The sequence below is a fragment of the Micromonospora sp. NPDC005257 genome, assembly GCF_042872445.1.
Lineage (GTDB): Bacteria > Actinomycetota > Actinomycetes > Mycobacteriales > Micromonosporaceae > Micromonospora.
Genome location: NZ_JBIAKL010000022.1, coordinates 12978 through 36573 on the forward strand (window position 1 = coordinate 12978; position 23596 = coordinate 36573).

The window sequence follows — 23596 nt, forward strand, 5'->3', positions numbered from 1 at the left end:
GTCGTGACTGGACAAGGTGGGTCTCCCCCCGTGTGTCAGAACCCGAGCTTCAGGTAGTCGCTCGCGTTCTCCTTGGTGATCGTCTCGGAGGCGAGCACGATCTCCTTCGGTACCTGGAGTTCGACCAGGTCGGACATGCCCTTCCCCTGGCCGATCAGGCGGGCCAGGGAGATGGCCGAGGAGGCCATCGACGGGCTGTAGGTGACTGTGGCCTTGAGGACCGTGTTGTCGGCGGCGATGTCCTCCATGGCCTTCTTCGAGCCGGCGCCACCGACCATGAGGAACTCCTTGCGGTTGGCCTGGTTGACCGCCGCGAGCACGCCGATGCCCTGGTCGTCGTCGTGGTTCCAGATCGCGTCGATCTTCGGCAGCGCCTGGAACAGGCCGGTCGCGGCCTGCTGGCCGGAGTCCACCGTGAACTCGGCCGGCCGCCGGTTGGCGACCTTCAGCCCGTACGAGGCGAGCGTGTCGGCGAACCCCTTCGAGCGTTCCTGGGTCAGCTCCAGCGACTCGATGCCGGGGATCTCGCCGATCACCGGGTTGCTCACGCCCTTGGCCTTCAGCTGCTCGGCGATGTAGGTGGCGGCGGCCACCCCCATGCCGTAGTTGTCGCCCTTGATCTGGCAGCGGTAGGCACGCGCGTCCGGGAAGGCCCGGTCCAGGTTGACCACCGGAATGCCGGCCTTCATCGCCTCCAGGCCGAACGCGTTGAGTTCCTTGCCGTCGTGCGGCAGCAGCACGATCACGTCCGGCTTCTGCGAGATCAGCGTGGACAGCGCCGCGCGCTGGGCCGCCGCGTCCGCGCCGGCCTCGACCGACTTCAGCTCCACGTCCTGGTACGCCCCGGCCTGCGCCTTGGCGTTGTTCGTGATGGCGGCGATCCAGCCGTGGTCGGCGGCCGGGGCGGAGAAGCCGATGCTCACCCTCTTGCCCGGCTCGGTGTCGGCGCCGGAGCCGGCCGCCTTGGTCTGCGCCTCGGTCGGGCTCTGCTCGTTGCTGGTGCAGCCGGCGAGCAGCACCCCGGCGGAGACGGCGGCCCCGCCGAGGAGCAGCCGGCGGCGGGACAGGTCCTGGCGCGGTGTTCTCATGACGCCTCCTGGGATGAGGTGGTGGGGTGGTTCCGGGTGTGGCGGGCCGGACCACAGTCGGCGCGACGGCGGCCTGGATGTGCGCGGTGGGGTCAGGTGGTGGTGGCCCGGTTGCGGGCGAGGAACTGCGTGAGGCTGCCGAACTGCACCTGCTGGACCAGGACGGCGGCGACGATGATGCCGCCCTTGACCATGTTCTGGGCCTCGGTGGAGAGGTTGTTGATGGCGAACAGGTTGGTGATGGTGGAAAAGATGATCACCCCGAGCAGGGAGCCGATGATCGTGCCCCGCCCGCCGCTGAGCAGCGTGCCGCCGATGATCGCGGCGGCGATGGCGTCCAGCTCGTAGAGGTTGGCCATGGCCGCCTGCGCGGAGGTGGCCTGCGCGGTGAGCATGACCGCGGCGATGCCGCAGCACAGGCCGGACAGCGCGTAGAGGAGAACCGTGTGCCGGCGGACGTTGATGCCGGCGAGCCGGGCCGCCTCCGGGTTGCCGCCGACCGCCACCGTACGGCGGCCGAACGTGGTCCGGTTCAACAGCACCCAGCCGGCCGCCACCACCGCCACCAGGATGTAGACCAGCAGCGGGATGCCGAGCACGTTCGTGCTGGCGATGCCGTTGATGAAGGTGTTGCCCGACACCTGGGTCTGCTTGTCGGAGATCTCCGCCGCCAGCCCTCGGGCGGCGACGAGCATGGCGAGCGTGGCGATGAACGGCACCAGCCGTCCGTACGAGACGAGCAGCCCGTTGACCACGCCGACGGCGAGCCCGACGGTAAGCGCGGTGAAGATCATGCCGCCCGCGCCGTAGCTCTGCGTGGCCAGTGTGGTGCACCACACCCCGGCCAGCGCGACGATCGCGCCGACCGACAGGTCGATGCCGCCGCCGATGATCACGAATGTCATGCCCACCGTGACCACGCCGACCACCGAGGCGAGCTTGAGGATGGTGAGCGTGTTGCCCCACACCCAGTTCGGGTCGCCGTAGAGGTCGGGGCGGGTCAGGATGCCGATGACCACCAGCACGACGAGCGTGGCGAGCAGGCCGAGGTTGCGCTTGGCGCCCTCCCCGCCGTCGCCGCGCCACCAGGAGAGCTTCGCCGACGCGCCGACCTTGGCGGTCTCCGCCCGCTCCACCGGAGGCGACTGCGCAGGCAGGGCGGATTCGGTGACGTCGCTCATGCCGGCGCCCCGCTCCGCGCGGCGCCGGCACGAGACTCTCCGGCGCTGTATCGATGATTCGCTCGCTGCCGCTCGCTCATGCCGGCGCGCCTTCCATGAGGGACCCCGCCATGACGAGGTCGAGCACTGTGTTCTCGTCCAGTTCGCCGGCCGGGGCCTCGCGGACCACGCGGCCCTCCCGCATCACCAGCACCCGGTCGGCCAGCCCCAGCACCTCGGGGACCTCGCTGGAGACCAGCAGCACCCCCACACCGCGGGCGGCCAGATCGCGGATCACCTGGTACAGCTCGGCCCGGGCGCCCACGTCCACGCCCCGGGTCGGCTCGTCGAGCAGCAGCAGCCGGGTGTCACCGAGCAGCCACCGGCCGACCACCACCTTCTGCTGGTTGCCGCCGGAGAGCGTCCGCACCGGCCGGCGTACGTCCGCGGGGCGCAGCTCCAGCGACGCGGCGATCCGGTCCGCCTCGGCGCGTTCCCGGGCGGTGTCGGTGAAGCCGAGGCGGGCGTACCGGCTGAAGGTGGCGAGCGTGACGTTGCGGTAGATCGGCTCGCCGAGCAGCAGCGCCTGGCTCTTGCGCTCCTCCGGCGCCATGCCCATCCCGGCCCGTACCGCAGCGCCCACACTTCCGGGACGCAGCGCCCGGCCGTCGACCCGGACCGTGCCGGCCTGCGCCCGGCGCGCGCCGAAGATGGTCTCCAGCAACTCCGATCGGCCGGAGCCGACGAGCCCGGCGATGCCGACGATCTCCCCCGCCCGGACCCGGAGCGAGACGTCGGCGAACTCGCCGTGGCGGGTCAGCCCGTCCACCCGCAGCAGTTCCGCGCCGCCCCCTTGGCCGGGCGGGCGCTGCGGGAAGACGTACTCGATGGTCCGTCCGGTCATCCGGGCGACCAGATCGCGGGTCGGTGTCTCGCGGGCCGGCAGGCTCGCCGCCGTGGTCCGGCCGTCCTTGAGTACGGTGACCCGGTCGCCGATCTCGCGGATCTCCTCCAGCCGGTGCGAGATGTAGATGACCGCGATGCCCTGCGCGGTGAGTTCCCGGATGATCCGGAACAGGTTCGCCACCTCGTCGTGGGCCAGCACGGCGCTCGGCTCGTCCATGATGATCAGCCGGGCCTCGTGGGACAGCGCCCGGGCCATGCTGACGATCTGCTTGCCCGCAGCGGGCAGGTGCCGCACCAGCCGTCCCGGCGGGATCTCCGGATGGCCGAGGCGGGCCAGGATCTCCCGGGTACGCCGGGCCGTGTGCCCCCGCCGGACGAACCCGAACCGGCGCGGCTCGTGGCCGAGGAACGCGTTCTCCGCCACCGACAGGTCGTCGACCAGATCGAGTTCCTGGTAGATGGTGGCGATGCCGGCGCGCATGGCGGCCTGCGGGGCGGCGAACGAGGCCGGCTCGCCCCGCCACAGCACCTCGCCCGAGTCCGGCCGGTGCACCCCGGCCAGCACCTTGATGAGTGTGGACTTGCCGGCGCCGTTCTGCCCCAGCAGGCAGTGCACCTCGCCGGCCCGCACCTCCAGCTGCACGCCGTCGAGCGCACGTACCCCCGGGAACGTCTTGACCACGTCGGTGAGGCGCAGCACCACCTCGCCCGCGACGGCGTCGCTCACGCTGCCTCCCCGAACGCGAGGTCGCTGGCGAGCACGGCGGCGCCGGCGACGCCGGCGCGCGGGCCCAGCTCGGACAGGACGACGGGCAGGTTGCCGGTGGCGAGCGGCAGTGAGCGGCGGTAGACCACGCTGCGGATCTCGGCGAGCAGGATGTGGCCGACCTGGGCGAGCCCACCGCCGATGACGATCATCGACGGGTTGGTGAAGCTGACCAGCCCGGCCAGCACGCTGCCGACCCGTCGGCCGCCGTCGCGGATGAGCCGGATGCAGGTGGCGTCCCCCTCGATCGCCCCCTGCGCCACGTCGAGCGCGGTCACCACGCCCCGGGCGGCCAGCCGCTCGGCCAGCGCCGGGGACACCTCGGCGCGGGCCGCGACGGTCGCCTCCCGGGCCAGCGCGGCGCCGCCGAACACCGCCTCCAGGCAGCCGACGTTGCCGCAGGAGCACATCGGACCGTTCGGGTCGGCCTGGATGTGGCCGATGTCCCCGGCGCAGCCGTCGGTGCCCCGGTAGACCTCGCCGTGCAGGTAGATGCCGCAACCGATGCCGGTGCCGATCTTGATGAACAGGAAGTCGTCGACCGAGTGGGCCACGCCGCCGTGCCGCTCCCCGATCGCCATGATGTTGACGTCGTTGTCCACCACCGCCGGGCAGCCGTGCTCCCGGGTGAGCACCTCGCGGACCGGGAACCGGTCCCAGCCCGGCATGATCGGCGGGGAGACCGGCACGCCGTCGCGGAAGCTCACCGGCCCCGGTACGCCGATGCCCACCGCGTCGAGCCGCTCGTACGCGCCCTCCACCCTGGCCTTGTGCAGCAGTTCGTTGACCCGCTGGAGCGTCACCTTCGGGCCGGAGCGGATGTCGGCGGCCTCGGTGTAGGCGGCCACCGTCTCCAGCCGGCCGTTGACCACCTCCACGTCGATCGAGCTGGCGCCCAGGTCGACGGCGGCGAAGCGCAGGTGCGGGCTCAGCTCGACGAGTGTGGAGCGTCGCCCGCCCCGGGAGGCGGCCAGTCCGGCCTCGGCCACGTACCCGAGGGAGACGAGCCGTTCCAGCTCGGCGACCAGGCGTGGGCGGGGCATCTGGAGCCGGCCGCCGAGTTCGGCGCGGGACACGGGGCCCTCGTCCCGGAGCAGCCGTAGAAGCCGTACGTGCAGGGGGTCGACCGTCCGCACCGGCAGTCACCTCCGCATCGGAGCCCGCCACATCGATGATGACGATGTGTGTCGTGCCCGACACAGTAGGAGTCTTCCGGGTGGCATGTCCATAGCTTCGGCACGCACGACGCAAACTTTTGTCTAGAAGAACAAAAGAAGGATTCGAATCATGAAAACGCGCCGCCCCGCCCGTGTTCGTTCCGGGCGGGGCGGCGCGTTTTCGGGTCAGCGGGAGTTCGTCCGGCCCTTCTTGCGCAGCTTGCGGTCGTCGCGCAGTTCGACGTAGGGCTCCTCGTCGGCCGGGTGCCCGGCCGCGATGGCGCGGCTGCGCTCCAACTCGGCGTCGAACTCCGCACCGAGCAGGATGGCGACGTTGCTCAACCACAGCCACACCAGGAAGATGATCACGCCGGCCACCGCGCCGTACGTCTTGTTGTACGAGCCGAAGTTGCTGACGTAGAGCGCGAACAGGCCGGACACCACCAGCCAGAGCACCACCGCGAGCACGCCACCCGGACTCACCCAGCGGAAGCCGCCGTGCCGGGCGTTCGGCGAAGCCCAGTAGAGGATCGCGAACATCAGACTCACGATCACCAGCAGCACCGGCCACTTGACGATGTTCCACACCGTGACGGCGGTCCCGCCGAGCCCGATCGCGTCTCCCACCTGCTCGGCCAGGCCACCGGTGAACACCACGATCACGGCGCTGATCAGCAGCATCACACCGATCACCGCGGTCACACCGAGGCGTACCGGCAGGGTCTTCCAGATCGGCCGCCCCTCCGGCACGTCGTAGATGCTGTTCGAGGCGCGCATGAACGCGGCGACGTAGCCGGAGGCCGACCAGAAGGCCGCCACCAGACCGACGATCGCCGCGATGCTCGCCAGCCCGCCGGACTGGCCTGCCTGGTCGATCGCGCTCTCGATGATGCGGCGGATGTTCTCCTCCGGTACCGCCTGCCCGACGGTGTCCCGTACCCCCTCGGTGGCCCGCTCGCCGAGCAGGCCGAGCAGCGAGATCAGCACCAGGACGCCCGGGAAGATGGAGAGCACGCCGTAGTAGGTCAGCGCGGCGGCCCAGTCGGTCAGGCTGTCGTCCTGGAACTCCCGAACGGTCCGCTTGAGCGTCGCCATCCAGCGCGTGGCCGACAGGTCGGCCGGGCTGTCCGGCCCGTCGTCCGGCCCCACCGGCCCCACCCGGTCGTGCGAAGCGAGGGCGTCGTCGTCGCGCCCGTCGCGGGCGTCGTCGTGGACGTCGCGGGCGGCCATGGCACCTCCTGATCGTCATGTCGTCCCGGACGACATGCCCTGGCGGCGGCGGCGATAACCACCCGCGCCCGCAAAACCGGCCACCCGACAGCCGCCCGTCGCCCGCCCTCTGCCGGTTCGCGCCCCACACCCGGGCTTCCAGCGCGTCATGCCGACGCCCCGCACGCCGCCCGCTCTCTCCTCGCCGGTGCGCGGTCCGTCGCTGTCCGCTGCTCCACAACTACCCTCGGCCACTCGCGCAACAGACACGCTCCGTAATCATGTGCGACGGCGGCTGCAGAGCAGGAAGGACGGGCGCGCCACCCTCGTCGACGCCCCGCCGCGCCCTCTCGCGATCTCGGCAACTTGTCGGCAGCCGCAGATATCCACTCGCGCGAGATCTCGACGATCGTCACGACGAGTGGAACCGCATGGGTGTCAACGGCGGGCGGAGACACCATGGCGCTCCACTCGGCGGGGCCGGCGGCGCGGTCGGGTGAGCGGGCGGGCCGGGGCGCGCACGACGACACCGCCGGTTCGGCGAAGCGGCGGTGTAAGCGGCCGGCCCGATGCCACCACCTCGGCGAAGTCGCGTTGGTCGGCGCCGCGCACGGTACCGCGCGCGACTCACCCGGCGCTCCACGCGCGGCGGACGCGGTCGGCGCGAGGGCGGGAGAGCCCGGCTCGGGCCGGTACGGCGGGTACCGCTCCACGCGAGGTGACACCGGGCCCTGCCGAACACTTTCCGTGACGGCAACCGTCCCAGAGGACCGCGTTTTCATCGTTGCAGAAGCCACCCGCCCACCCTCGGAAGTCAGCCGCGGGAGACCACCCCCAGTCGATGCGAAACAGTTTCAGGAAATGGGTACCACGAGTGAGTGGAACTCCATTCCGTCACTCATTGCAATGATGATCGGCAATGTTCCCACCATGCGCGCTATTCGCGTATCGTGCCCCCTCGTGCCGTCCGTTCGCCCCCCCGACGCGACTTCCCCCCAACCCCGGCCGCCGTCCGACGGACGACCGGGGTCCGACGTGGACGCCGAGGTGGTGTCGCTGCCACCGGACGACGGAAGCGTGGCCGGCCCCGAGTGGGCCGACGACGGGCCGGGCGAGACGCACCACCACAGCCGGACCGAACACCACACCGCGGCCGAGCAGCACAGCCCCGGCGGAAGCGACACCTACACCCCTGGCCAGACCCCGGAACAGACCCAGGACGCCCGTGAACTGGCGGCCCGGTTCGAGGAGGAGAAGCCGGGACGGGTGCTCGCCGGGCCGGTCGGGGTCCTCTTCACCGGTGTCACCGTCGCGGTCGGGCTGCTGACACTGTGGCAGGTGTTCTTCCCGCTGGCCCAGGGCAGCAAGTACTACCTCATCTTCTTCCTGGCCGGCATCCTGCCGATGGTTTTCCTCGCGTACCCCTCAGGGGTGCGGCTGCGCCGCACGGCGGTCGAGGTGGACGACCGGCACGGACCGACACCGGTGGACTGGCTGCTGGCCGCCGCGGCGCTCGTGGTCTGCCTCTACCCGGTGCTGCCGGTCACCATCGGCGCCGGTGGCGGCGGATACGACGCCTTCCTCGACCGGCAGGGCCTGCTGGACCCGCTGGACATCGCGTTCGGCACCGGGCTGCTGCTCCTGCTGCTGGAGGCGTGCCGGCGTACCACCGGGTGGATCCTGCCGGCGGTCTGCGTGCTGTTCCTCGGGTACGGCTACTACGGCGGGCTGCTGCCGCAGTCCATGCCGGTGGCACACGCGGGACTCGACTTCGGACAGCTCGTCGACGCGTTCTACAACTCCGACAGCGGCTTCTACGGCACGCCGCTGGACGTGGCCGCGTCGTACATCGTGCTGTTCACCATCTACGGCGCGGTGCTCGACCTGTCCGGCGCGGGCCGGTTCTTCGTGGAGCTGTCCGCCGCCGCGTTCCGCCGCTCCCGCACGGCCGCCGGGCGCACCGCCGTGGCCTCGGGCTTCCTGCTCGGCACGGTCTCCGGCTCCGGCGCCGCCACCACAGTCAGCATCGGCGCGGTGACCTGGCCGATCCTGCGCCGCGCCGGCTACCCGGCCGAGCGCGCGGGTGGCATGCTCGCCGCCGCCGGTGTCGGGGCGATCCTGTCGCCGCCCACGCTGGGCGCCGCGGCGTTCATCATCGCCGAATACCTGGGCGTGTCCTACCTGCAGGTGCTCGGCTGGGCGACGGTACCGACGATCCTCTACTACCTGGGCATCCTGCTCTCCGTCGAGATCGACGCCCGGCGCTCCGGCGTCCGGCCGGTGGTCATCGACACCGGCTCGGCGTGGCGGCTGCTGGCCCGTTTCGGCTACCACTTCCTCTCGCTCCTCGTGATCATCGTGGTGCTGGCGCTCGGCGCGTCGGCGATGCGGGCGGTCGTCATCGCCACCGTGGTCGCGGCGGTGCTGTCCTTCCTGGACCGGCGGCACCGGCTCACGCCGGCCCGGCTGGTGGCGGCGCTGCGCGACGGCGTACGCGGAGTGCTCGCGGTGAGTGCTGTGTGCGCCGCGGCCGGCATCATCACCGCCACCACCACGAAGACCGGCCTCGGGCCGCAGGCCGCCTCGCTGCTGATCAGCGGCGCGCAGGCGGTCAGCTCGGAGCCGGCCGTGGTGCTGGCGCTGACCGCCGTGCTCGCCGCGGTCGCGCTGAGCCTCCTCGGCCTCGCCGTGCCGGTCACCGCCTCGTTCGTCATCGGCTGGGTGATCATCGGCCCGGCGCTGCTGAACCTGGGCGTGGAAGCGCCCGCCGCGGCCATGTTCGTCTTCTACTTCGCGGTGCTGTCCGAAGTCTCGCCGCCGACCGCGCTGGCAGCGGTCGCCGCCGCCGCCGTCACCGGCGGCCGGCTGGTCCCGACCATGTGGCAGACCCTGCGCTACGCGCTGCCCGCGTACCTGATCCCGCTGGCCTTCGTGATGACACCGACCGGCCTCGGGCTCCTCGGCATCGGCGGGGCCGGGCGGATCATGACGGCCGGCCTGGTGTCGGCGCTGGGCGTGGCCGTGCTCGCGGTCGCCGCCGGCGGCTGGCTGCCCGGCGTGGGCCGGGCCGGCGTGCCGGAGCGGGTCGTCGGCGCGATCGCCGGGCTGGTGCTGCTCTGGCTGGAACCGCTGCCCATGGCGATCGGAGCGGCGCTCACCGCGCTCGCGGTCGCGGGCGTGTACGTCCGACGTGGCGCCGCCGGGCACCCCGGCCGCCCGGCGGTCGAGAAATCCGTGGACCATGGGGAGGAGAGAGAGTGGGACGGATCGACGCGAGGATAGTGGCGGGTGTCGGGACGCTCGTCCTGGTCGCCGCCGGCGCCGCCGGCTGCGGGGGCCGTCAGGACGGCGCGGCGAAGGACGACGCCGCCCGCGAGGTCAGTTGCAAGGTCACCAAGGACACCCGGGTCGGCATCGCCACCGGCAACGCCACCGGCGTGTACTACGTGGTCGGCAACGCGCTCGCCGGTGAGCTGAGCAAGGCCACCGACGGCAAGCTCACCGGGACGGCCGCCGAGACCGGCGCCTCGGTACAGAACGTCGAACAGCTCGTCGCCGGCCAGTACGACGTGGCGTTCTCGCTGTTCGACACCGCCGTCAACGCGGTGCAGGGCAAGGGGAGCTTCAGCTCGCCGCAGCCGGTCAAGGCGCTGGCCCGGATCTACGACAACTACACCCAGGTGGTGGTCCGCGCCGACGCGGGGATCACGTCGGTGGCCGACATGAAGGGCAAGAAGATCTCCACCGGCTCGCCCAAGTCCGGCACCGAGGTCATCGCCAACCGGCTGCTCACCGCCGCCGGACTGGACCCGGCCAAGGACGTCCAGGCGCAGCGGCTGGACCTCACCAAGACCGTCGACGGCATGAAGGACGGCAGCATCGACGGCTTCTTCTGGTCCGGCGGCGTGCCGACCGGCGGGGTCACCGACCTGTTCACCACGTCCGGCGACAAGGTGAAGTTCCTCGACATCAGCCCGCTGCTGCCGAAGATGGCCGAGCTGAACCCGGCGTACCAGGCCGGCACCATCGGCAAGGACGTCTACCGGACCCCGGCCGACGTGCCCACCATCGTGGTGCCGAACGTGCTGCTGGTTCGGGACAACCTGGACGCCGACGTGGCCTGCGCGATCACCCGGACGGTCTTCGAGAAGAAGGACGCCCTGGCCCAGGCGAACCCGGCGGCGAAGGGCATCGAGCTGGGCAACGCGCGCAAGACCGACCCGGTGCCGCTGCACCGCGGCGCGGAGCGGGCGCTGAGCGACCTCGGCGCGAGCTGACCCGAACGGGCCGGGCCCGGACTCGCGTCCGGGCCCGGCCCACCGACCCGATCCGGAGACCCCCGTGCCGCTGCCCCACCCGGCCCGCGTACGCCGGCATCACCGCTCCGCGGACCGCACCGGACGCCTCCGCTCGGTTCGCGTCCAACTGCTGGCCCCGATCCTGGTGGCCACCGCCGGCCTGGTCGTGCTGGGGGCGGCGCAGACCGACGCCGCGCTCGACGCGTCCGTCGACGCCGACCGGGCACGCGTGCTGGCCGGCACCGCCACCGCCACCGTACGGCTGGTGCACGAGCTGGAACGCGAACTGGGCGAGACGGCCGCGTTGCGCCAGCGCGGCGGCACGTCCGGCCGCCCGCTCGTGGACGCGCAGCGCCGCCGGGTGGACACGGCCGTGGACCGCTACCGCTCGGCCCAGGGAGACGCGCGCCGAGCCGCCCCGAATCTGGCCGGAGTGCTGGACGACGCGCGCGGGCGCCTGGAACAGCTCGCGCCCACCCGGGATCTGGCCCTGACCGGCGAGCGCGCCGACCCGGCGTACGTGTCGCTTGTGGAGTCGCTGCTCGCTGTCGCGGACGCGCTGCCGAGCCAGCTCCGCGACGCCGAACTGGCCAACCAGGCGCGCGAGGTGGCTTCGGTGGCCACCCAGGAGCACCTGTCCGCGCTGGAACGCGACCTGCTACGGGCGGTGTTCGTCCGGGGTGGACTGCAAAGTGGCGAACTGGCCCGGCTGGGCCGGCTGCGGGGCGCCCGGGAGCAGCGTCAGGCCGAGTTCCTGCGGATCGCCTCCGCCCCGGCGAACAGGGCCTGGTACCGCCTGGTCGACGGCGCCGACGTGACCACGGCTCGGCGGATGCGTGACGCCGTCCTCGACTCCGACGGCGCGCAGGGCACGGTGAAGACCGACGGTGACGCCTGGTACGTGGCGCAGAGCGGCGCGATCCGCCGGTACAACCTGCTCGGCCGGGATCTGACCGACGTGCTGGACCGGGACGCGGCGGACCTGGCCAGCGAGGCGCGGGTGCGCGCGGTGCTGACCGCGGGCGCGACGAGCACGGTCGCGCTCGGCTCGCTGGTCACCGCCGTGCTGCTGGCGGTACGCACCAGCCGGCGGCTGCGCCGGCTGCGGGTGGCCGCGCTGACCATGGCGAACCGGGAGCTGCCGGAACGGATCACCGCGATCGCGGCGGGCGAGCGGACACCCGCCGATGGTCCGGCGACCCGGATGACCGACGGGATCCGGCGGGGCCAGGACGAGGTGGCGCAGGTCGCCGAGGCGTTCGACACGGTGAACCGGGCGGCGTTGCGGCTGGCCGGGCAGCAGGCCGAGCTGCGGCTGGACGTGACGCGGATGGCGGAGGCGCTGGCCCGGCGCATCCGTACGCTCATCACCCGGCAACTGCGGCTGCTCGACGACTTCGAGCGTGAGGAGACCGACCCGGACGCGCTGGCCCGGCTGTTCGCGCTCGACCACCTCGCCGCCCGGCTGCGGCGTAACGGGGAGAACCTGCTGGTGCTCGCCGGTGGCGAGCCCGGCCGGGGCCACGAGGGCGCGTTGCTGCTCGACGACGTGGTGCGAGCGGCGGCCTCCGAGATCGAGGACTACCTGCGGGTGGAGATCGACGTGCCGACCGCGGCGGTGCACGGCGTGGCGGCCGGAAACCTGGTGCACCTGCTGGCCGAGCTGCTGGAGAACGCCACCGTCTACTCGCCGCCCGACGCCCGGGTGTTCGTCGACGGCCGGCGCACCGTCGACGGCCTGGTGTTGCGCGTACGTGACCAGGGCATCGGCGTCAGCGAGAGCCGGCTCGCCGAGATCAACGAGCGGCTGGCCGCGCCGGCCACGCTCTCCAGCGCCGCGGCGGGCAGCATGGGCCTGCACGTGGTGGCCCACCTGGCCGCGCGGCACGGGATCCGGGTGCAGTTGCACAACCCGGGCAGCGGGACGGTGGCGCAGGTCGACGTACCGGAGTCGGTGCTGACCCGGGTGGAGTCGGTGGCCTCCCGGCCGGCCGTGGAACGGCGACCGCGCGCCGCGGCCTGGTTCAAGGCCGGGCCCGCCGCTCGGTCGGCGCCCGGCTCCCGTGAGCTGGTCACCACCGCCACGGCCGCTGTCGGCCCGGTGCGCGGGGTCGCCGCCGTCCGCACGCCCGGTGCCGCGTTGCTGGCGCCGAGCGCGGCCCGGATCCGGCCGATGAGCACGCCGCCGACGCCCGTACCGACCACCGCCGCCGGGCTGCCCCGGCGGCCGGTGGGCGGGCACCTGCCCGAGCAGATGCCGGATGCCCCCGCGCCGCCGCCGGCGACCGACCTGCTCGACCCCGAAGTGGTACGCGCCCGGCTGTCCGCCCTCGCCGAGGGGGTGGCCAGCGCCACGCGCCGTGCCCCGAACACCACACCCAACGGGAGAAGACCATGACCTCACCGTCCACCGGACTGGACTGGCTGCTGGCGAACTTCGCCGAGCAGGTGCCGGACGTCTCGCACGCGCTCGCGGTCTCCGAGGACGGGCTGCGGCTGGCGTCCTCGCCGGACCTCGCACCCGATCAGGTCGACCAGCTCTCGGCGGTGATCAGCGGGCTGGCGAGCCTGACCGTGGGCGCGGCCCGGCTGATGTCCGCCGGCCGGGTACGCCAGCAGATCGTGGACATGGACGGCGGCGTGATGCTGGTGATGGCGGTGGGCGAGCGGGCGCTGCTGGGCGTGCTGGCCGCGCCCGGCTGCGACCTGGGCCAGATCGGCTACGAGACGGCGACGCTGGTGCAGCGGGTCGCGGAGGCGCTGGAACCGGCGGCCCGCCGGTGACCGGCCGCCCGCTGCGGTTGCTGGCCGCGTTGATGACGGCGGTGCTGGTGACCGCCGGCTGCGCGGCAGAGGACTCCGCTCCGGAGTCGTGGCACGACGGCCGGATCTTCCTGGCCACCGGCAACACCACAGGCGTCTACTACCAGCTCGGCGGCGGGTACGCCGACCTGATCAGCCGCCACCTGCCCGGGTACGAGGCGCGGGCGGAGCCGACCGGCGCGTCGGTGGAGAACATCACCCGGGTGGCCGGCGGGGACATGGAGATCGCGTTCAGCCTTGCCGACACGGCGGCGGACGCGGTCGACGGGCGCGGGGCGTTCGACAAGCAGCCGCAGCCGGTGCGGGCGCTGGCCCGGGTGTACAGCAACTACACCCACGTGATCGTCCGCGCCGACGGCAAGATCGGCAGCTTCGCCGACCTGCGCGGCAAGCGCATCTCCACCGGTTCACCGAAGTCCGGCACCGACATCATCGCCGGGCGCCTGCTCACCGCCGGTGGCATCGATCCGACCCGGGACATCCAGCGGTTCAACCTGTCGCTGCCGGAGACGGTCAAGCGGATGCGGTCCAAGGGCCTGGACGCGATGTTCTTCTCCGGCGGCCTGCCCACGCCGGGCGTCAAGGACCTGCTCTCCTCCTCGCCGGGCGCGTTCCGGCTGCTGCCGCTGGACGAGCTGATCGAGCCGTTGAGCGCCCGCTTCGGCGCGGTCTACACCACCGCCACGCTGCCGAAGGACGTCTACGGCACACCCGAGCCGACACCGACCATCACCGTGGCGAACGTGATCCTGGTGGCGGCGGACATGCCGGAGCAACTCGCGTACGACCTGACCCGGGTGCTGTTCACCTGGCAGGGGGAGCTGATCCAGGTGCACCCGGAGGCGGCGAACTTCAACCGGGCGAGCGCCGCGGCGACCCGGCCGATCCCGCTGCACCCGGGCGCGGAACGGTTCTACCGCGACGGCGGCTGAGCACGGGAGGGCGCCTCGGCGGCACGGGGCCGGGGCGCCTCGACGAACCGCGCCGGCTAGGGCGTCCAGTCGCGCCGTAGCAGGCCGTAGATCACCATGTCTTCGAAGCCGTCGCCGTCGTACCCGCGCTCCCGCTGGGTGCCCTCGTGGACGAAACCGCACTTCTCGGCGGTACGCCGCATGGCCGTGTTGCCGGCGAGCGTCTCGATCTCCAGGCGCCGCAGGTTGCGGTTGCGGAAGCCGTACCGGCAGAGCAGCCGGATCACCTCGGTCCCGTAGCCCTGGCCACGCGCCTCCGACAGCAGCATGATGCCGAGGTGGGCGTATCCGTTGAAGGTGTTGATGCCCCACAGCACGCCGGTGCCGAGGAACGTGCCGTCGGACACGGTCTCGGCCAGCAGCGACACCGGAGCGCCGACGTCCGGCTGCTCGGCGGCGCGCTTCTCCAGCCGAGTCCGGACCTGGTCGACGTGGTGCGGCAGGAACGGGTCGTCGTCGGTCAGGAGGTGCAGTTCCGGATCGGCGTGCAGGCGGAACAGGTCCGGCGCGTCGTCGGGAGTGGGCGGGCGCAGGCGGACCCGGTCGGTGGCGAACATGCCGCGACGCTAACGGCCGGTGGAGGGGCCGACAACCGGATTTGGCGTGCCTACCGACCGGTCGGTAGGGTGGCGGCCATGACCCCGCTCGTGCTCGCCACCGCCCTGACCAAGACCTATGGGAACCGGGACGCCCTGCGCGCGCTCGACCTGACCGTCGCGCCCGGCAGCCGGTTCGTCGTGCTCGGCCACAACGGCGCGGGCAAGTCCACGCTGCTGGAGATCGTCGCGACGCTGCGCACCCCGACGTCCGGCTCGGTACGCGTCGGCGGGTTCGACACCGTGACGCAGGCACGGGAGGCGCGGCGCCTGATCGGTCTCACGCCGCAGACGAACGCCCTGGACCCGCTCGCCTCCCCGACGGAGGTGCTCGACTTCCACGGCGTCGCGCTCGGGCTGGGACGCCGCGACCGGGCCCGCCGTACCCGGGAGCTGGTCGACCTGTTCGGCCTGGGCGAGCACCGCTCGACCCGGGTCGCCAAGCTCTCCGGCGGCACCCGCCGCAAGCTGGACCTGGCCGTGGCGCTCGTCGCCGAGCCCGCCGTGGTGATCCTGGACGAGCCGACCACCGGCCTGGACCCGCTCGCGCGCATCGACTTCTGGACCGAGCTGACCCGTCTCAACCAGGGCGGAACGTCGCTGCTCATCTCGACCCAGGACCTGCACGAGGCGGACGTGCTGGCCACCGAGATCGCTGTGCTCCGGGACGGCCGGGTGGTCGCCCAGGGGTCACCGGCGTCGCTCAAGCAGCGCGTCGGCGCTCGTACGCTGACGCTCGACATGTCCGGCGCGGACGCCGCGAACGCGCTGGCCGCCGCGTCCGAGGCCGGGTTCCGCGCCGACCCCGATCACCCGGACCGGGTACGCCTCAGCGTGCCCGACGATCCGCGGGCCCTGGCGAAGGCCCTGGCCGAGGCCGGCGACGCCGCCGCCGACATCACCCGGCTCCACCTCGCCGAGCCCTCCCTCGACGACGTCTTCGTCGCCCTCGCCGCCCGCTGAGGCGTGCCCCACCCGGAACCCCGAAAGGCCCGAATCCGTGCTCCCGCTCGCAGTCACCCCGCCTCGCCGCTCGCCGGCCCCTGTCGTCCTCGCGGCGATCAGACGCTCGACCCGGGCCGTGCTCCGTACGCCCGCGCTGCTGATCGCCCCGGTCGCGCAGTCCCTGTTCTTCCTGCTCGTCTACGCCGGCCAGCTCGACTCCGTCGGCAGCGCCTACCTGGACGGGACGAGCTTCATCGCGTTCCTGCTCCCGCTGATCCTGCTCACCGGCGTCGCCACCGGCGCGGGCGCGGCGGGCACGCTGGTGCTGGGCGACCTCACCAGCGGATATCTGGACCGCCTCCGGCTCGCCCACGGCACCACGACACCGTTCCTCGTCGGCCCGGTCGTCGCCGCGCTGATCGCCGTCGTCCTCCAGATGGCGGTGACCGTGGCCGGGGCCACGGCGATCGGCTACCGGCCGGAGAGCTGGTCCGGCGTCGCCGGGATGCTGCTGCTGATGCTGGCCCTGGGCCTCGGTGTCGCGCTGCTGAGCATGGCGCTCGCGATCCGCTCGGCCTCGGCGTCGACCACCAACCTGGTCACGCTGGCCGTGTTCGGCCTGTCGTTCTTCACCGGCGTGTTCGCGCCGGTCGACGAACTCGCCGGCTGGATGCGGGTGATCGCCGTCGTCAACCCGCTCACCTATATCGTCGACACCGCCCGCCAGCTCGGTGGGGACGCGTCGCTCACCGCGGCTCCGATCGGCGTCACGGCGATCGCCGCCCTCGCCGTCGCCGGAACCGCCGCCTGCGCCCTCGCCCTCCGCCACGCGAGAGAGAACCGATGAGCCCCACCGACACCCGCACCCAGATCATGGACGCGTTCGCCGAGCAGCTCGCCGCGACCGGCTACCAGGGCATCTCCCTGGTCGGCGTGGGCCGCAGCGTCGGCATCCAGAAGCCGTCCATCTACCACCACTTCCCCGGCGGGAAGGAGGACCTCTACATCGCGGTGGCGGAACGGTACATCCGCGACGTCGGCGGCCTGATCTCGGCGGCGCTGTCCGGCCCCGGCGACGTGCCGCGGCGGCTGCACGCGCTCGCCACCGTCGCCGCCGGGCAGCACGGCGACGCGATCACGTTCGAGCAGCGCATCTACGACACGTTGCCGCTCGTCTCCGCCGAGACCAGCGAGCACGTCTCGGGCCTCTACGTCGCCCTGATGCTGGCGCCGGTGACCCGGTTCTTCGCCGACGCCCGGGACGAGGGCGCCGTCACCGGCGAACCGGAGTTCCTGATGAACGCGTTCCTGCACCTGGCCCGCGCGGCCGACCTCACCGACGACACCGGACCCGCCCGGGTCGTCGCGCTCTTCCTCGACGGCGCCCGCCCACGTGTCTAAACTAAGCACTTAGCTAACCGAGGAGGTCGCGCTGTGTCCGCTGAGGCTGTGCACTACAACATGCATGACGCCAAGACGCACCTGTCGCGCATCATCGAGCGGGTGGAGCGCGGCGAAGAGATCATCATCGACCGGGCGGGCACCCCCGTGGCAAAGGTCGTACCGCTGGTGCGCCGGACCGACCGCACGGCGGTCGGCTCCCTCGCGGGGCAGGTGGACCTCTCGGGTGACTGGGATTCGCCGCAGACCAACGCCGAGATCGCCGCCGACTTCGGGATCGGCGCATGACCCTGCTGCTGGACACTCACGTCGCGCTCTGGGCGATCACCGGCGACGCCACCCTCGGCGTCGAGTTCCTCGACCGGCTACGCCACGATCCCGACATCTTCCTCTCCCCGGTCAGCCTCTGGGAGATCACGATCAAGCAGCAGGCGGGAAAGCTCGCCGGTCCTCCCGAACTCGCGGAGCGGGTGCGGGACATGGGTTTCCGTGAACTACCGGTGACCCATGGCCACGCCATCACCGCAGGCCGCCTGCCGCCGCATCACCGGGATCCCTTCGACCGCATGTTGGTGGCGCAGGCGATCACGGAGAACCTGACCCTGGCCACCCGCGACGCTTCCATCCCGCTCTACGAGGTCGACGTCCTCAAGGTGTAGGCCTCAGGCGTCGGCGGGGGTGGTGGCGGCACGCGCCGCCGCTACCAGCCGGGCGGTCTCGGCGGTCACCGCCTCGTCGCCGGGCGTCCCCGGGTCGTAGCGGACCGTCCAGGTCAGACCGTCGACCCCGGGCACCCGCCGGGCCGCGATCCGCCCGGCGCCGCCGGGCATCTCGTGGTGCGAGGTGTACGCCACCGAGCCGGTGACCCGGGCCCGGACCTGGTGCGGCAGGTCACCGGGGTCGACGAGCAGGTACGTCTCGGGGAGGCCGTCGGCGACCACCAGGTAGCCGTCGTGCTCGGCGACCGGCTCGGCCGGGGTGACTGTCAGCTCGCGGCCCGACCAGACCGCCTTGAGGATGTCGTGCCAGCCGATGCGGTCCACCCGGCCGGGCAGCCAGAGCCCCCGGTTGCTGGCGACCAGCACGCCGTCGTTGCCGCCCTCGCCGGTCCCCGCGGCGGCCCAGGCGAGCACCCGCTCGTCGGCGGCCAGTGGCGGCCGGTCGGCCGACGGGAGTTTCGGCCGGCGGTTGAACAGACCCATCACAAACCTCCGGCGGCCTGCTCGCGCAGTGCCCGTGCGTGCTGTTCCAGCGAGAGCAGTTCCCCGAACAGCGCGAAGTATTCGTCCTTGTTGCTCACCGGGTTGATCCGCTGGACCTTCGATTTCAGGTCCCGGATGCGGCCGGTGACCGAACTCCACTGGAGCCGCGCCATGGTGATCGAGACGTACCGCGGGTCGGGCTCGCCGTCGATGCGCAGCGGCTCCACCGCCAGCTCACCGACGAGCGCCTGCCCGGCCAGGTCGTCGCAGGCGTCGCGGACCCGCTCGATCCAGACCGCGCCGCCGGTGGCGCCGGACGCGCCGCCGGCCGCGGCCACGGCGGCGCGCACCGCGACGTGCACCGGGTGCTGGTAGTCGCCCGCCTCGACCGCGTCGAACATCGGGCCGGCCAGTACCGGCTCCTGCAACGCCAGCTTCAGCGCCTCCCGCTCCACCATGGACCGGGGATTGTCCACAGCGGGCACGGCCCGGGCGGGGCGCGCGGGCGCGGCGCGGTTGCCGGGCGCCGGCTGCCCGTGCGCGGCGGTGAGCACCGCACGCTGCACCGGCTCGATCTCCATGCCGAGGTCACCGGCGAGCTTGCGCACGTACTCCGGGCGCTTCTCCCGGTCCTTGATCTTCGCCACCAGCGGCGCGGCGCGGCGCATGGCCTCGACCCGGCCGTCGACGGTGTCCAGGTCGAACCGGTTGATCATGTGCCGGAGCGCGAAGTCGACGAGCGGCTCGCGGCGGGCCACCAGGTCGCGTACGGCCAGGTCGCCCTTTGCCAGGCGCAGCTCGCACGGGTCCATGTTGTCCGGGCTGACCGCGATGAAGGTACGCCCGACAAAGCGCTGGTCGTCCTCGAAGGCGCGCAGCGCGGCCTTCTGCCCGGCCGCGTCGCCGTCGAAGGTGAAGATGATCTCCCCGGCCCGTTCGTCGCTGTCGAACAGCACCCGGCGCAGCACCGAGATGTGGTCACCGCCGAACGCGGTGCCGCAGGTCGCCACCGCTGTCGGCACGTCGGCCAGGTGGCAGGCCATCACGTCGGTGTAGCCCTCGACCACCACCACCTTGCCCTGCTTGGCGATCTCCCGCTTGGCCTGGTCGATGCCGTAGAGGACGTGCGACTTCTTGTAGATCGGCGTCTCGGGGGTGTTCAGGTATTTCGGGCCGTCGTCGTCGTCGAAGATCTTGCGGGCGCCGAAGCCGATGACGTCGCCGGTGATGTCCCGGATCGGCCACATCAGGCGACGGCGGAAACGGTCGATCAGCGAGCCGGAGCGGGCCGGGCGGGAGAGGCCGCCGGTGACCAGCTCGTCGTGGGTGAAGCCCTGCTGGCGCAGGTGCTTGGTGAGCAGGTCCCAGGCGTCCGGGGCGAATCCGCAGCCGTACCGCTCGGCGGCGGCCCGGTCGAAGCCGCGCCGGGCGAGGAACTCGCGGGCCGGGCGGGCGCCGGCGGTGGTGAGCTGGGCCTGGTAGAAGTCGGCGGCGGCGGCGTGTGCGGCCACCAGGCGCTGCCGCTGCCCCTGCTGCGGCCGGGGCCGCGGCGCGGACCTGTCGTCCTCGACGTAGCGCAACTGGATGCCGGCGCGGGCGGCCAGCCGCTCTACCGACTCGACGAAGCTGAGGTGCTCGGCGTCCATCAGGAACTTGATCGCGTCGCCGCCGACCCCGCAACCGAAGCAGTAGAACACGTTGCGGGCGGGCGAGACGTTGAACGACGGGCTCTTCTCGTCGTGGAACGGGCAGAGCCCTTTGAGGTTGCCGCCGCCGGCCGACTTGAGCGTCACCACCTCGGAGATGACGTCCGCGATGGCGGTGCGCTCGCGGACCAGCGCGATGTCCTCGTCCCGGATCCGCCCCGCCATGACCGCCACCCCCTCGGCGTACATCCTGCCCTGCCGGACCGCCGTTCCGGCGGCCGGGGGGACGGGCGTGTGGCCGACCACGCCCGTCCCGACGGCTCAGGCCGAGCGGGCCGCCGCGGGGTCGCCGATGCGGGGGAACGGCTCGATGGAGAACACCACCTCGACCGGCACCTCGAAGTACGCGGCGATGCGCAGCGCCAGGTGCAGGCTGGGCCGGAACTCGCCGCGCTCCAGGTAACCCACTGTCTGGTAGTGCACACCGAGCGCGTCGGCCAGCTGCCGCCGGGAGATGCCCCGTTCGGCGCGCAGCACCGCGATGCGGTTGTGCACTGTCTCGCTCATCGACGCCCTCTCATCCGACCCGCTGCATGGCCCGCTCCCGCCGGGCGGCGACCCGCGAGCCGGACTCCCGGCGGGCCATCCTGCGCAGCACCACAGGGGCCAGCACCAGCCCGAGCACCGCCCAGGCGCCGAGCACCCCGAGCGTCTCCAGGTGCCGCCAGGAGCCGCCGAGTTCGACAGCCGCCAGGTCGGCCGGGAGCAGCGCCGAGCGCATGCCCAAGCCTAGCCAGTAGAGCGGGAAGACCTGGGCGACGCCCTGCAGCCAGCCGGGCAGGTCGTTGATCGGGTAGAAGATGCCGGACATCGCGATCAGACCGAAGATCGGCATCACCACCAGGCCCATGTTGCGCGGGTTCTCGACCAGCGAGCCGATCACCGCGCCCAGCGGCAGCGTCGCCACCAGCCCGAGCGGCACCACCCAGGCCAGGGTGAGCCAGGCGCCGGGGTCGCCGAGCCGCAGCCCGTCGAGAAAGAACAGGCCCGGTGTGAGCTGGATGGCTACGCCGATCAGCGAGACCGCCGCGACCAGCACGATCTTGCCGACCAGGTAGCCGAGCATGCCGTCCGGGATCGCCTTGGCGCGCAGCAGCGTGCCGTCCTCCCGGTCGATCACGAGCTGGTTGGCCAGGCCGAGCAGGCCGCCGAAGATCAGGCCCATGCCCAGCGCGCTGGGCAGCGTACGGGCGCCGAGGGAGAAGTCGGTGCCGGGCACCGTCGAGCCGCGCATCCAGAACACGGCGACCAGCAGCACGACGGTGGGGAAGAAGTAGGTCCACAGGTCCTGGCCGTTTGTGAACGTGGCGCGCAGCTCGATCACGCCGCGTCGCAGCCCGGCCCGGAGCGCGTTCGTGGTGGGGTTCATCGGTTCGCCTCCTGCTGCCACACCCGCTCGGCCCGGCCGGTACGGATACCCGTCTCCTCCTCGTGCACCAGCGCCAGGTACGCGTCCTCCAGGCTGGCCCGGCGCACCTCCAGCTCTTGTATCCGGTCGCCGTGCTCGCGGAGCAGGGTGCGCAGGAACGCGGTGGCGTCGGGGGTGGCGTGCACGTACCGCTCGCCGTCGCGGGTCCAGCGCACCTCGGCGTCCCCCGCCACGCGCCGGGCGAGCTGGTCCGGGGACCCCTCGGCGATGATCCGGCCACCGGCCAGGATGAGGATGCGGTCGGCCAGCTTCTCGGCCTCGGCGAGGTCGTGCGTGGTCAGCACGATGGTCGTGTCGTCCAGGTCGGCCAGGCGGTGCACCAGCTCGTGGAACTCGCGCCGGGCGGCCGGGTCGAAGCCGACAGTCGGCTCGTCCAGGAACAGCAGCTCCGGCCGGCCGACGATGCCGACCGCGACGTCGAGCCGGCGGCGCTGGCCGCCGGAGAGCCGGGCCACCCGGCTGCCGGCGTGCGCGGCCAGGCCCACCGTCTCCAGCAGCTCGTCGACCGGCCACGGGCGCGGGATCCGGTCGGTGGCGTACGGCGCGTAGAAGTCGCCGAGGTGGGCGAGCAGTTCCCGCACCCGCCACTTGCCGTGGTCGCGCCAGGACTGGAGCACCACGCCCAGCCGTGCGCGCCACCGTTCGTCGCCGCCCGCGGGGTCGGTGCCGAGCACCCGCACCGTGCCGGCCGAGGGCAGCCGGAAGCCTTCGAGGATCTCGATGGTGGTGGTCTTGCCCGCGCCGTTGGGCCCGAGCAGCGCCACCACCTCGCCCCGCCGGGCGGTCAGGTCGACGCCGTGCAGCACGTCGACGGCGCCGTAGCGCATGCGCAGATCCCGCACGTCGAGGACGAGATCCTCGTCGGGTGGTCGCGGGGCCGCGACGGTCCCGGAGAGTTCGATCGCAGTCATGCCTCGAAATGTAGCACCTGTACTACAAATCGAGGTACCCCCACTCAGCCGCGAGGCCTGTGGAACCAGCGGGTGACGGGGCCGATGCCCATGCCGGCGCTGAACATCATGACGATCCAGGTCGGCGCCCAGCCGGATCCGGCGAACGCCTCGGGAGGCCCGTCAGGCGGCGGCCTCCTCGGCCTCGACCGCGGCGTTCCAGGCCGGCTTCGTGGAGCGCCAGCCCTCGTCGTCCATGCCGCGCCGCCAGTAGCCGGAGATGGACAGGTCACCCCGGGGCACGCCGCGTTCCAGGCGCAGCAGCCGCCGCAGCTCCTTGACCGCGCCGGCCTCGCCGTGCACGAACGCGTGCACCCGGCCGGGCGGGAACTCCAGCGCCCGGACCGCCTCGACCAGCGGCTCGCCGTACGGGCGCCCGTCCCGGTGCAGCCAGCGCAGGTCGAGGGCGGCGGCACTGGTCAGCGGCAGTTCGTCGGCCGGGCCGCCCACCTCGACGTACACCGTCGCGCGGGCCCCGGCGGGCAGCCGTTCCAGGGCGGCGGCGATGGCCGGCAGCGCGCTCTCGTCGCCGGCCAGCAGGTGCCAGTCGGCCGCCGGGTCCGGCGCGTACGCCCCGCCCGGCCCGGTGAACAACACCCGGTCGCCGGGACGCAGCGCCGCCGCCCACGGCCCGGCCAGCCCCTCGTCGCCGTGGTGCACCACGTCCACCGTCATCTCACCGGCCGCGGCGTCCCAGGCCCGGACCGTGTACGCGCGCAGACGCGGCCACTGCTCCGCCGGGAACTCCCGCTTGATCGTGGCCAGGTCGACCGGGTACGGATAGGTCACCCCGGCCGGCGGGAAGACGAACTTCACGTAGTGGTCGGTGTACGCGCCGACGGGCAGCCCGGCCAGCTCGGGACCGCCCAGGACGAGGCGGATCAGGTGCGCCGTGGGCCGCGTGGTCCGGACGACCGTGGCGGCGGTGAGCTTCTTCGGGCGATCCGTCATGACGCTTAGGCTAGCCTAAGCTCCGCGGCGGTGAATCC

22 protein-coding genes are annotated in these 23596 nt (G+C 72.6%); 10 read left to right on the plus strand and 12 right to left on the minus strand.

The genetic code is table 11. From position 1 onward, the window contains the following. Positions 1 to 35 precede the first annotated feature (35 nt). The 5 genes from ACFYO8_RS29050 to ACFYO8_RS29070 form a co-directional block, all read right to left on the minus strand. Positions 36 to 1088 (minus strand): substrate-binding domain-containing protein, encoded by a 1053-nt coding sequence (locus tag ACFYO8_RS29050; RefSeq protein WP_354872414.1) that lies wholly within the window; start codon positions 1086 to 1088, stop codon positions 36 to 38. Positions 1089 to 1180: 92 nt separating this feature from the next. Beyond that, the gene (locus ACFYO8_RS29055) at positions 1181 to 2269 is read right to left on the minus strand and encodes an ABC transporter permease (protein WP_355015154.1); all 1089 of its coding nucleotides are present in this window, start codon (positions 2267 to 2269) and stop codon (positions 1181 to 1183) included. A gap of 76 nt (positions 2270 to 2345) precedes the next feature. Further along, positions 2346 to 3881 carry a sugar ABC transporter ATP-binding protein gene (locus ACFYO8_RS29060; RefSeq protein WP_354872419.1) on the minus strand — a complete coding sequence of 512 codons (1536 nt, stop codon included), beginning with the start codon at positions 3879 to 3881 and terminating at the stop codon, positions 2346 to 2348. Then, positions 3878 to 5056 (minus strand): ROK family protein, encoded by a 1179-nt coding sequence (locus ACFYO8_RS29065; RefSeq protein WP_354872421.1) that lies wholly within the window; start codon positions 5054 to 5056, stop codon positions 3878 to 3880. The genes ACFYO8_RS29060 and ACFYO8_RS29065 overlap by 4 nt, the downstream gene beginning before the upstream one ends. A 207-nt stretch (positions 5057 to 5263) precedes the next feature. Next, positions 5264 to 6307 carry a YihY/virulence factor BrkB family protein gene (locus ACFYO8_RS29070; RefSeq protein ID WP_354872424.1) on the minus strand — a complete coding sequence of 348 codons (1044 nt, stop codon included), beginning with the start codon at positions 6305 to 6307 and terminating at the stop codon, positions 5264 to 5266. Between the two features lie 1014 nt (positions 6308 to 7321). On the opposite strand from ACFYO8_RS29070, the gene ACFYO8_RS29075 reads away from it, so the two are divergent. The 5 genes from ACFYO8_RS29075 (at position 7322) to ACFYO8_RS29095 (ending at position 14339) form a co-directional block, all read left to right on the plus strand. Further along, positions 7322 to 9568, plus strand: a complete 2247-nt coding sequence (locus ACFYO8_RS29075) for a TRAP transporter fused permease subunit (RefSeq protein WP_354872427.1) — start codon at positions 7322 to 7324, stop codon at positions 9566 to 9568. Then, complete coding sequence (locus ACFYO8_RS29080; RefSeq protein ID WP_354872429.1) at positions 9544 to 10563, plus strand: TAXI family TRAP transporter solute-binding subunit; 1020 nt, start codon at positions 9544 to 9546, stop codon at positions 10561 to 10563. The genes ACFYO8_RS29075 and ACFYO8_RS29080 overlap by 25 nt, the downstream gene beginning before the upstream one ends. A gap of 64 nt (positions 10564 to 10627) precedes the next feature. Continuing rightward, positions 10628 to 12982 carry a sensor histidine kinase gene (locus ACFYO8_RS29085; protein WP_354872431.1) on the plus strand — a complete coding sequence of 785 codons (2355 nt, stop codon included), beginning with the start codon at positions 10628 to 10630 and terminating at the stop codon, positions 12980 to 12982. Next, positions 12979 to 13368 carry a roadblock/LC7 domain-containing protein gene (locus tag ACFYO8_RS29090; RefSeq protein WP_354872434.1) on the plus strand — a complete coding sequence of 130 codons (390 nt, stop codon included), beginning with the start codon at positions 12979 to 12981 and terminating at the stop codon, positions 13366 to 13368. The genes ACFYO8_RS29085 and ACFYO8_RS29090 overlap by 4 nt, the downstream gene beginning before the upstream one ends. Continuing rightward, positions 13365 to 14339 (plus strand): TAXI family TRAP transporter solute-binding subunit, encoded by a 975-nt coding sequence (locus ACFYO8_RS29095; RefSeq protein ID WP_354872437.1) that lies wholly within the window; start codon positions 13365 to 13367, stop codon positions 14337 to 14339. Before ACFYO8_RS29090 ends, ACFYO8_RS29095 begins: the two co-directional genes overlap by 4 nt. A 56-nt stretch (positions 14340 to 14395) precedes the next feature. Here ACFYO8_RS29095 and ACFYO8_RS29100 read toward each other — a convergent pair whose 3' ends face one another. Next, the gene (locus ACFYO8_RS29100) at positions 14396 to 14935 is read right to left on the minus strand and encodes a GNAT family protein (RefSeq protein WP_354872440.1); all 540 of its coding nucleotides are present in this window, start codon (positions 14933 to 14935) and stop codon (positions 14396 to 14398) included. A 78-nt stretch (positions 14936 to 15013) separates the two neighbouring features. On the opposite strand from ACFYO8_RS29100, the gene ACFYO8_RS29105 reads away from it, so the two are divergent. The 5 genes from ACFYO8_RS29105 to ACFYO8_RS29125 are packed head-to-tail and all read left to right on the plus strand — an operon-like array spanning position 15014 to position 17979. Beyond that, positions 15014 to 15937, plus strand: a complete 924-nt coding sequence (locus tag ACFYO8_RS29105; RefSeq protein WP_354872442.1) for an ABC transporter ATP-binding protein — start codon at positions 15014 to 15016, stop codon at positions 15935 to 15937. Positions 15938 to 15974: 37 nt separating this feature from the next. Beyond that, positions 15975 to 16766, plus strand: a complete 792-nt coding sequence (locus tag ACFYO8_RS29110; protein WP_354872444.1) for an ABC transporter permease — start codon at positions 15975 to 15977, stop codon at positions 16764 to 16766. Beyond that, complete coding sequence (locus ACFYO8_RS29115) at positions 16763 to 17320, plus strand: TetR/AcrR family transcriptional regulator (RefSeq protein WP_354872447.1); 558 nt, start codon at positions 16763 to 16765, stop codon at positions 17318 to 17320. Before ACFYO8_RS29110 ends, ACFYO8_RS29115 begins: the two co-directional genes overlap by 4 nt. A 33-nt stretch (positions 17321 to 17353) precedes the next feature. After that, positions 17354 to 17608 carry a type II toxin-antitoxin system prevent-host-death family antitoxin gene (locus ACFYO8_RS29120; protein ID WP_354872450.1) on the plus strand — a complete coding sequence of 85 codons (255 nt, stop codon included), beginning with the start codon at positions 17354 to 17356 and terminating at the stop codon, positions 17606 to 17608. Continuing rightward, a complete protein-coding gene (locus ACFYO8_RS29125) occupies positions 17605 to 17979 on the plus strand; it encodes a type II toxin-antitoxin system VapC family toxin (RefSeq protein WP_354872453.1) in 375 nt (124 codons plus the stop codon). Before ACFYO8_RS29120 ends, ACFYO8_RS29125 begins: the two co-directional genes overlap by 4 nt. A 3-nt stretch (positions 17980 to 17982) precedes the next feature. Here the strand turns inward: ACFYO8_RS29125 and ACFYO8_RS29130 are convergent, their stop codons facing one another. The 6 genes from ACFYO8_RS29130 to ACFYO8_RS29155 form a co-directional block, all read right to left on the minus strand. Beyond that, on the minus strand, positions 17983 to 18522 hold the full coding sequence (locus ACFYO8_RS29130) for a hypothetical protein (RefSeq protein ID WP_354872456.1): 540 nt from the start codon (positions 18520 to 18522) through the stop codon (positions 17983 to 17985). Next, on the minus strand, positions 18522 to 20417 hold the full coding sequence (gene dnaG / locus ACFYO8_RS29135; protein WP_354872459.1) for a DNA primase: 1896 nt from the start codon (positions 20415 to 20417) through the stop codon (positions 18522 to 18524). The genes ACFYO8_RS29130 and dnaG overlap by 1 nt, the downstream gene beginning before the upstream one ends. A 72-nt stretch (positions 20418 to 20489) precedes the next feature. Continuing rightward, a complete protein-coding gene (locus ACFYO8_RS29140) occupies positions 20490 to 20735 on the minus strand; it encodes a helix-turn-helix transcriptional regulator (protein WP_013287928.1) in 246 nt (81 codons plus the stop codon). A gap of 10 nt (positions 20736 to 20745) precedes the next feature. Next, the gene (locus tag ACFYO8_RS29145) at positions 20746 to 21597 is read right to left on the minus strand and encodes an ABC transporter permease (RefSeq protein ID WP_354872463.1); all 852 of its coding nucleotides are present in this window, start codon (positions 21595 to 21597) and stop codon (positions 20746 to 20748) included. Continuing rightward, the gene (locus tag ACFYO8_RS29150; protein ID WP_354872466.1) at positions 21594 to 22568 is read right to left on the minus strand and encodes an ABC transporter ATP-binding protein; all 975 of its coding nucleotides are present in this window, start codon (positions 22566 to 22568) and stop codon (positions 21594 to 21596) included. The genes ACFYO8_RS29145 and ACFYO8_RS29150 overlap by 4 nt, the downstream gene beginning before the upstream one ends. Positions 22569 to 22730: 162 nt before the next feature. Then, positions 22731 to 23558: a siderophore-interacting protein gene (locus ACFYO8_RS29155; RefSeq protein WP_355094272.1), complete on the minus strand. Its 828-nt coding sequence runs from the start codon at positions 23556 to 23558 to the stop codon at positions 22731 to 22733. Positions 23559 to 23596 lie beyond the last annotated feature (38 nt).

Excerpts from the sequence above, each read along its gene's own strand:
- ACFYO8_RS29130 (WP_354872456.1), bottom strand. The coding sequence starts at position 18,522 with ATGGGTCTGTTCAACCGCCGGCCGAAACTCCCGTCGGCCGACCGGCCG.
- ACFYO8_RS29140 (WP_013287928.1), bottom strand. The coding sequence starts at position 20,735 with ATGAGCGAGACAGTGCACAACCGCATCGCGGTGCTGCGCGCCGAACGG.
- dnaG (WP_354872459.1), bottom strand. The coding sequence starts at position 20,417 with ATGTACGCCGAGGGGGTGGCGGTCATGGCGGGGCGGATCCGGGACGAG.
- ACFYO8_RS29050 (WP_354872414.1), bottom strand. The coding sequence starts at position 1,088 with ATGAGAACACCGCGCCAGGACCTGTCCCGCCGCCGGCTGCTCCTCGGC.
- ACFYO8_RS29115 (WP_354872447.1), top strand. The coding sequence starts at position 16,763 with ATGAGCCCCACCGACACCCGCACCCAGATCATGGACGCGTTCGCCGAG.
- ACFYO8_RS29155 (WP_355094272.1), bottom strand. The coding sequence starts at position 23,558 with ATGACGGATCGCCCGAAGAAGCTCACCGCCGCCACGGTCGTCCGGACC.
- ACFYO8_RS29150 (WP_354872466.1), bottom strand. The coding sequence starts at position 22,568 with ATGACTGCGATCGAACTCTCCGGGACCGTCGCGGCCCCGCGACCACCC.
- ACFYO8_RS29070 (WP_354872424.1), bottom strand. The coding sequence starts at position 6,307 with ATGGCCGCCCGCGACGTCCACGACGACGCCCGCGACGGGCGCGACGAC.
- ACFYO8_RS29100 (WP_354872440.1), bottom strand. The coding sequence starts at position 14,935 with ATGTTCGCCACCGACCGGGTCCGCCTGCGCCCGCCCACTCCCGACGAC.
- ACFYO8_RS29090 (WP_354872434.1), top strand. The coding sequence starts at position 12,979 with ATGACCTCACCGTCCACCGGACTGGACTGGCTGCTGGCGAACTTCGCC.
- ACFYO8_RS29125 (WP_354872453.1), top strand. The coding sequence starts at position 17,605 with ATGACCCTGCTGCTGGACACTCACGTCGCGCTCTGGGCGATCACCGGC.
- ACFYO8_RS29105 (WP_354872442.1), top strand. The coding sequence starts at position 15,014 with ATGACCCCGCTCGTGCTCGCCACCGCCCTGACCAAGACCTATGGGAAC.
- ACFYO8_RS29055 (WP_355015154.1), bottom strand. The coding sequence starts at position 2,269 with ATGAGCGACGTCACCGAATCCGCCCTGCCTGCGCAGTCGCCTCCGGTG.
- ACFYO8_RS29145 (WP_354872463.1), bottom strand. The coding sequence starts at position 21,597 with ATGAACCCCACCACGAACGCGCTCCGGGCCGGGCTGCGACGCGGCGTG.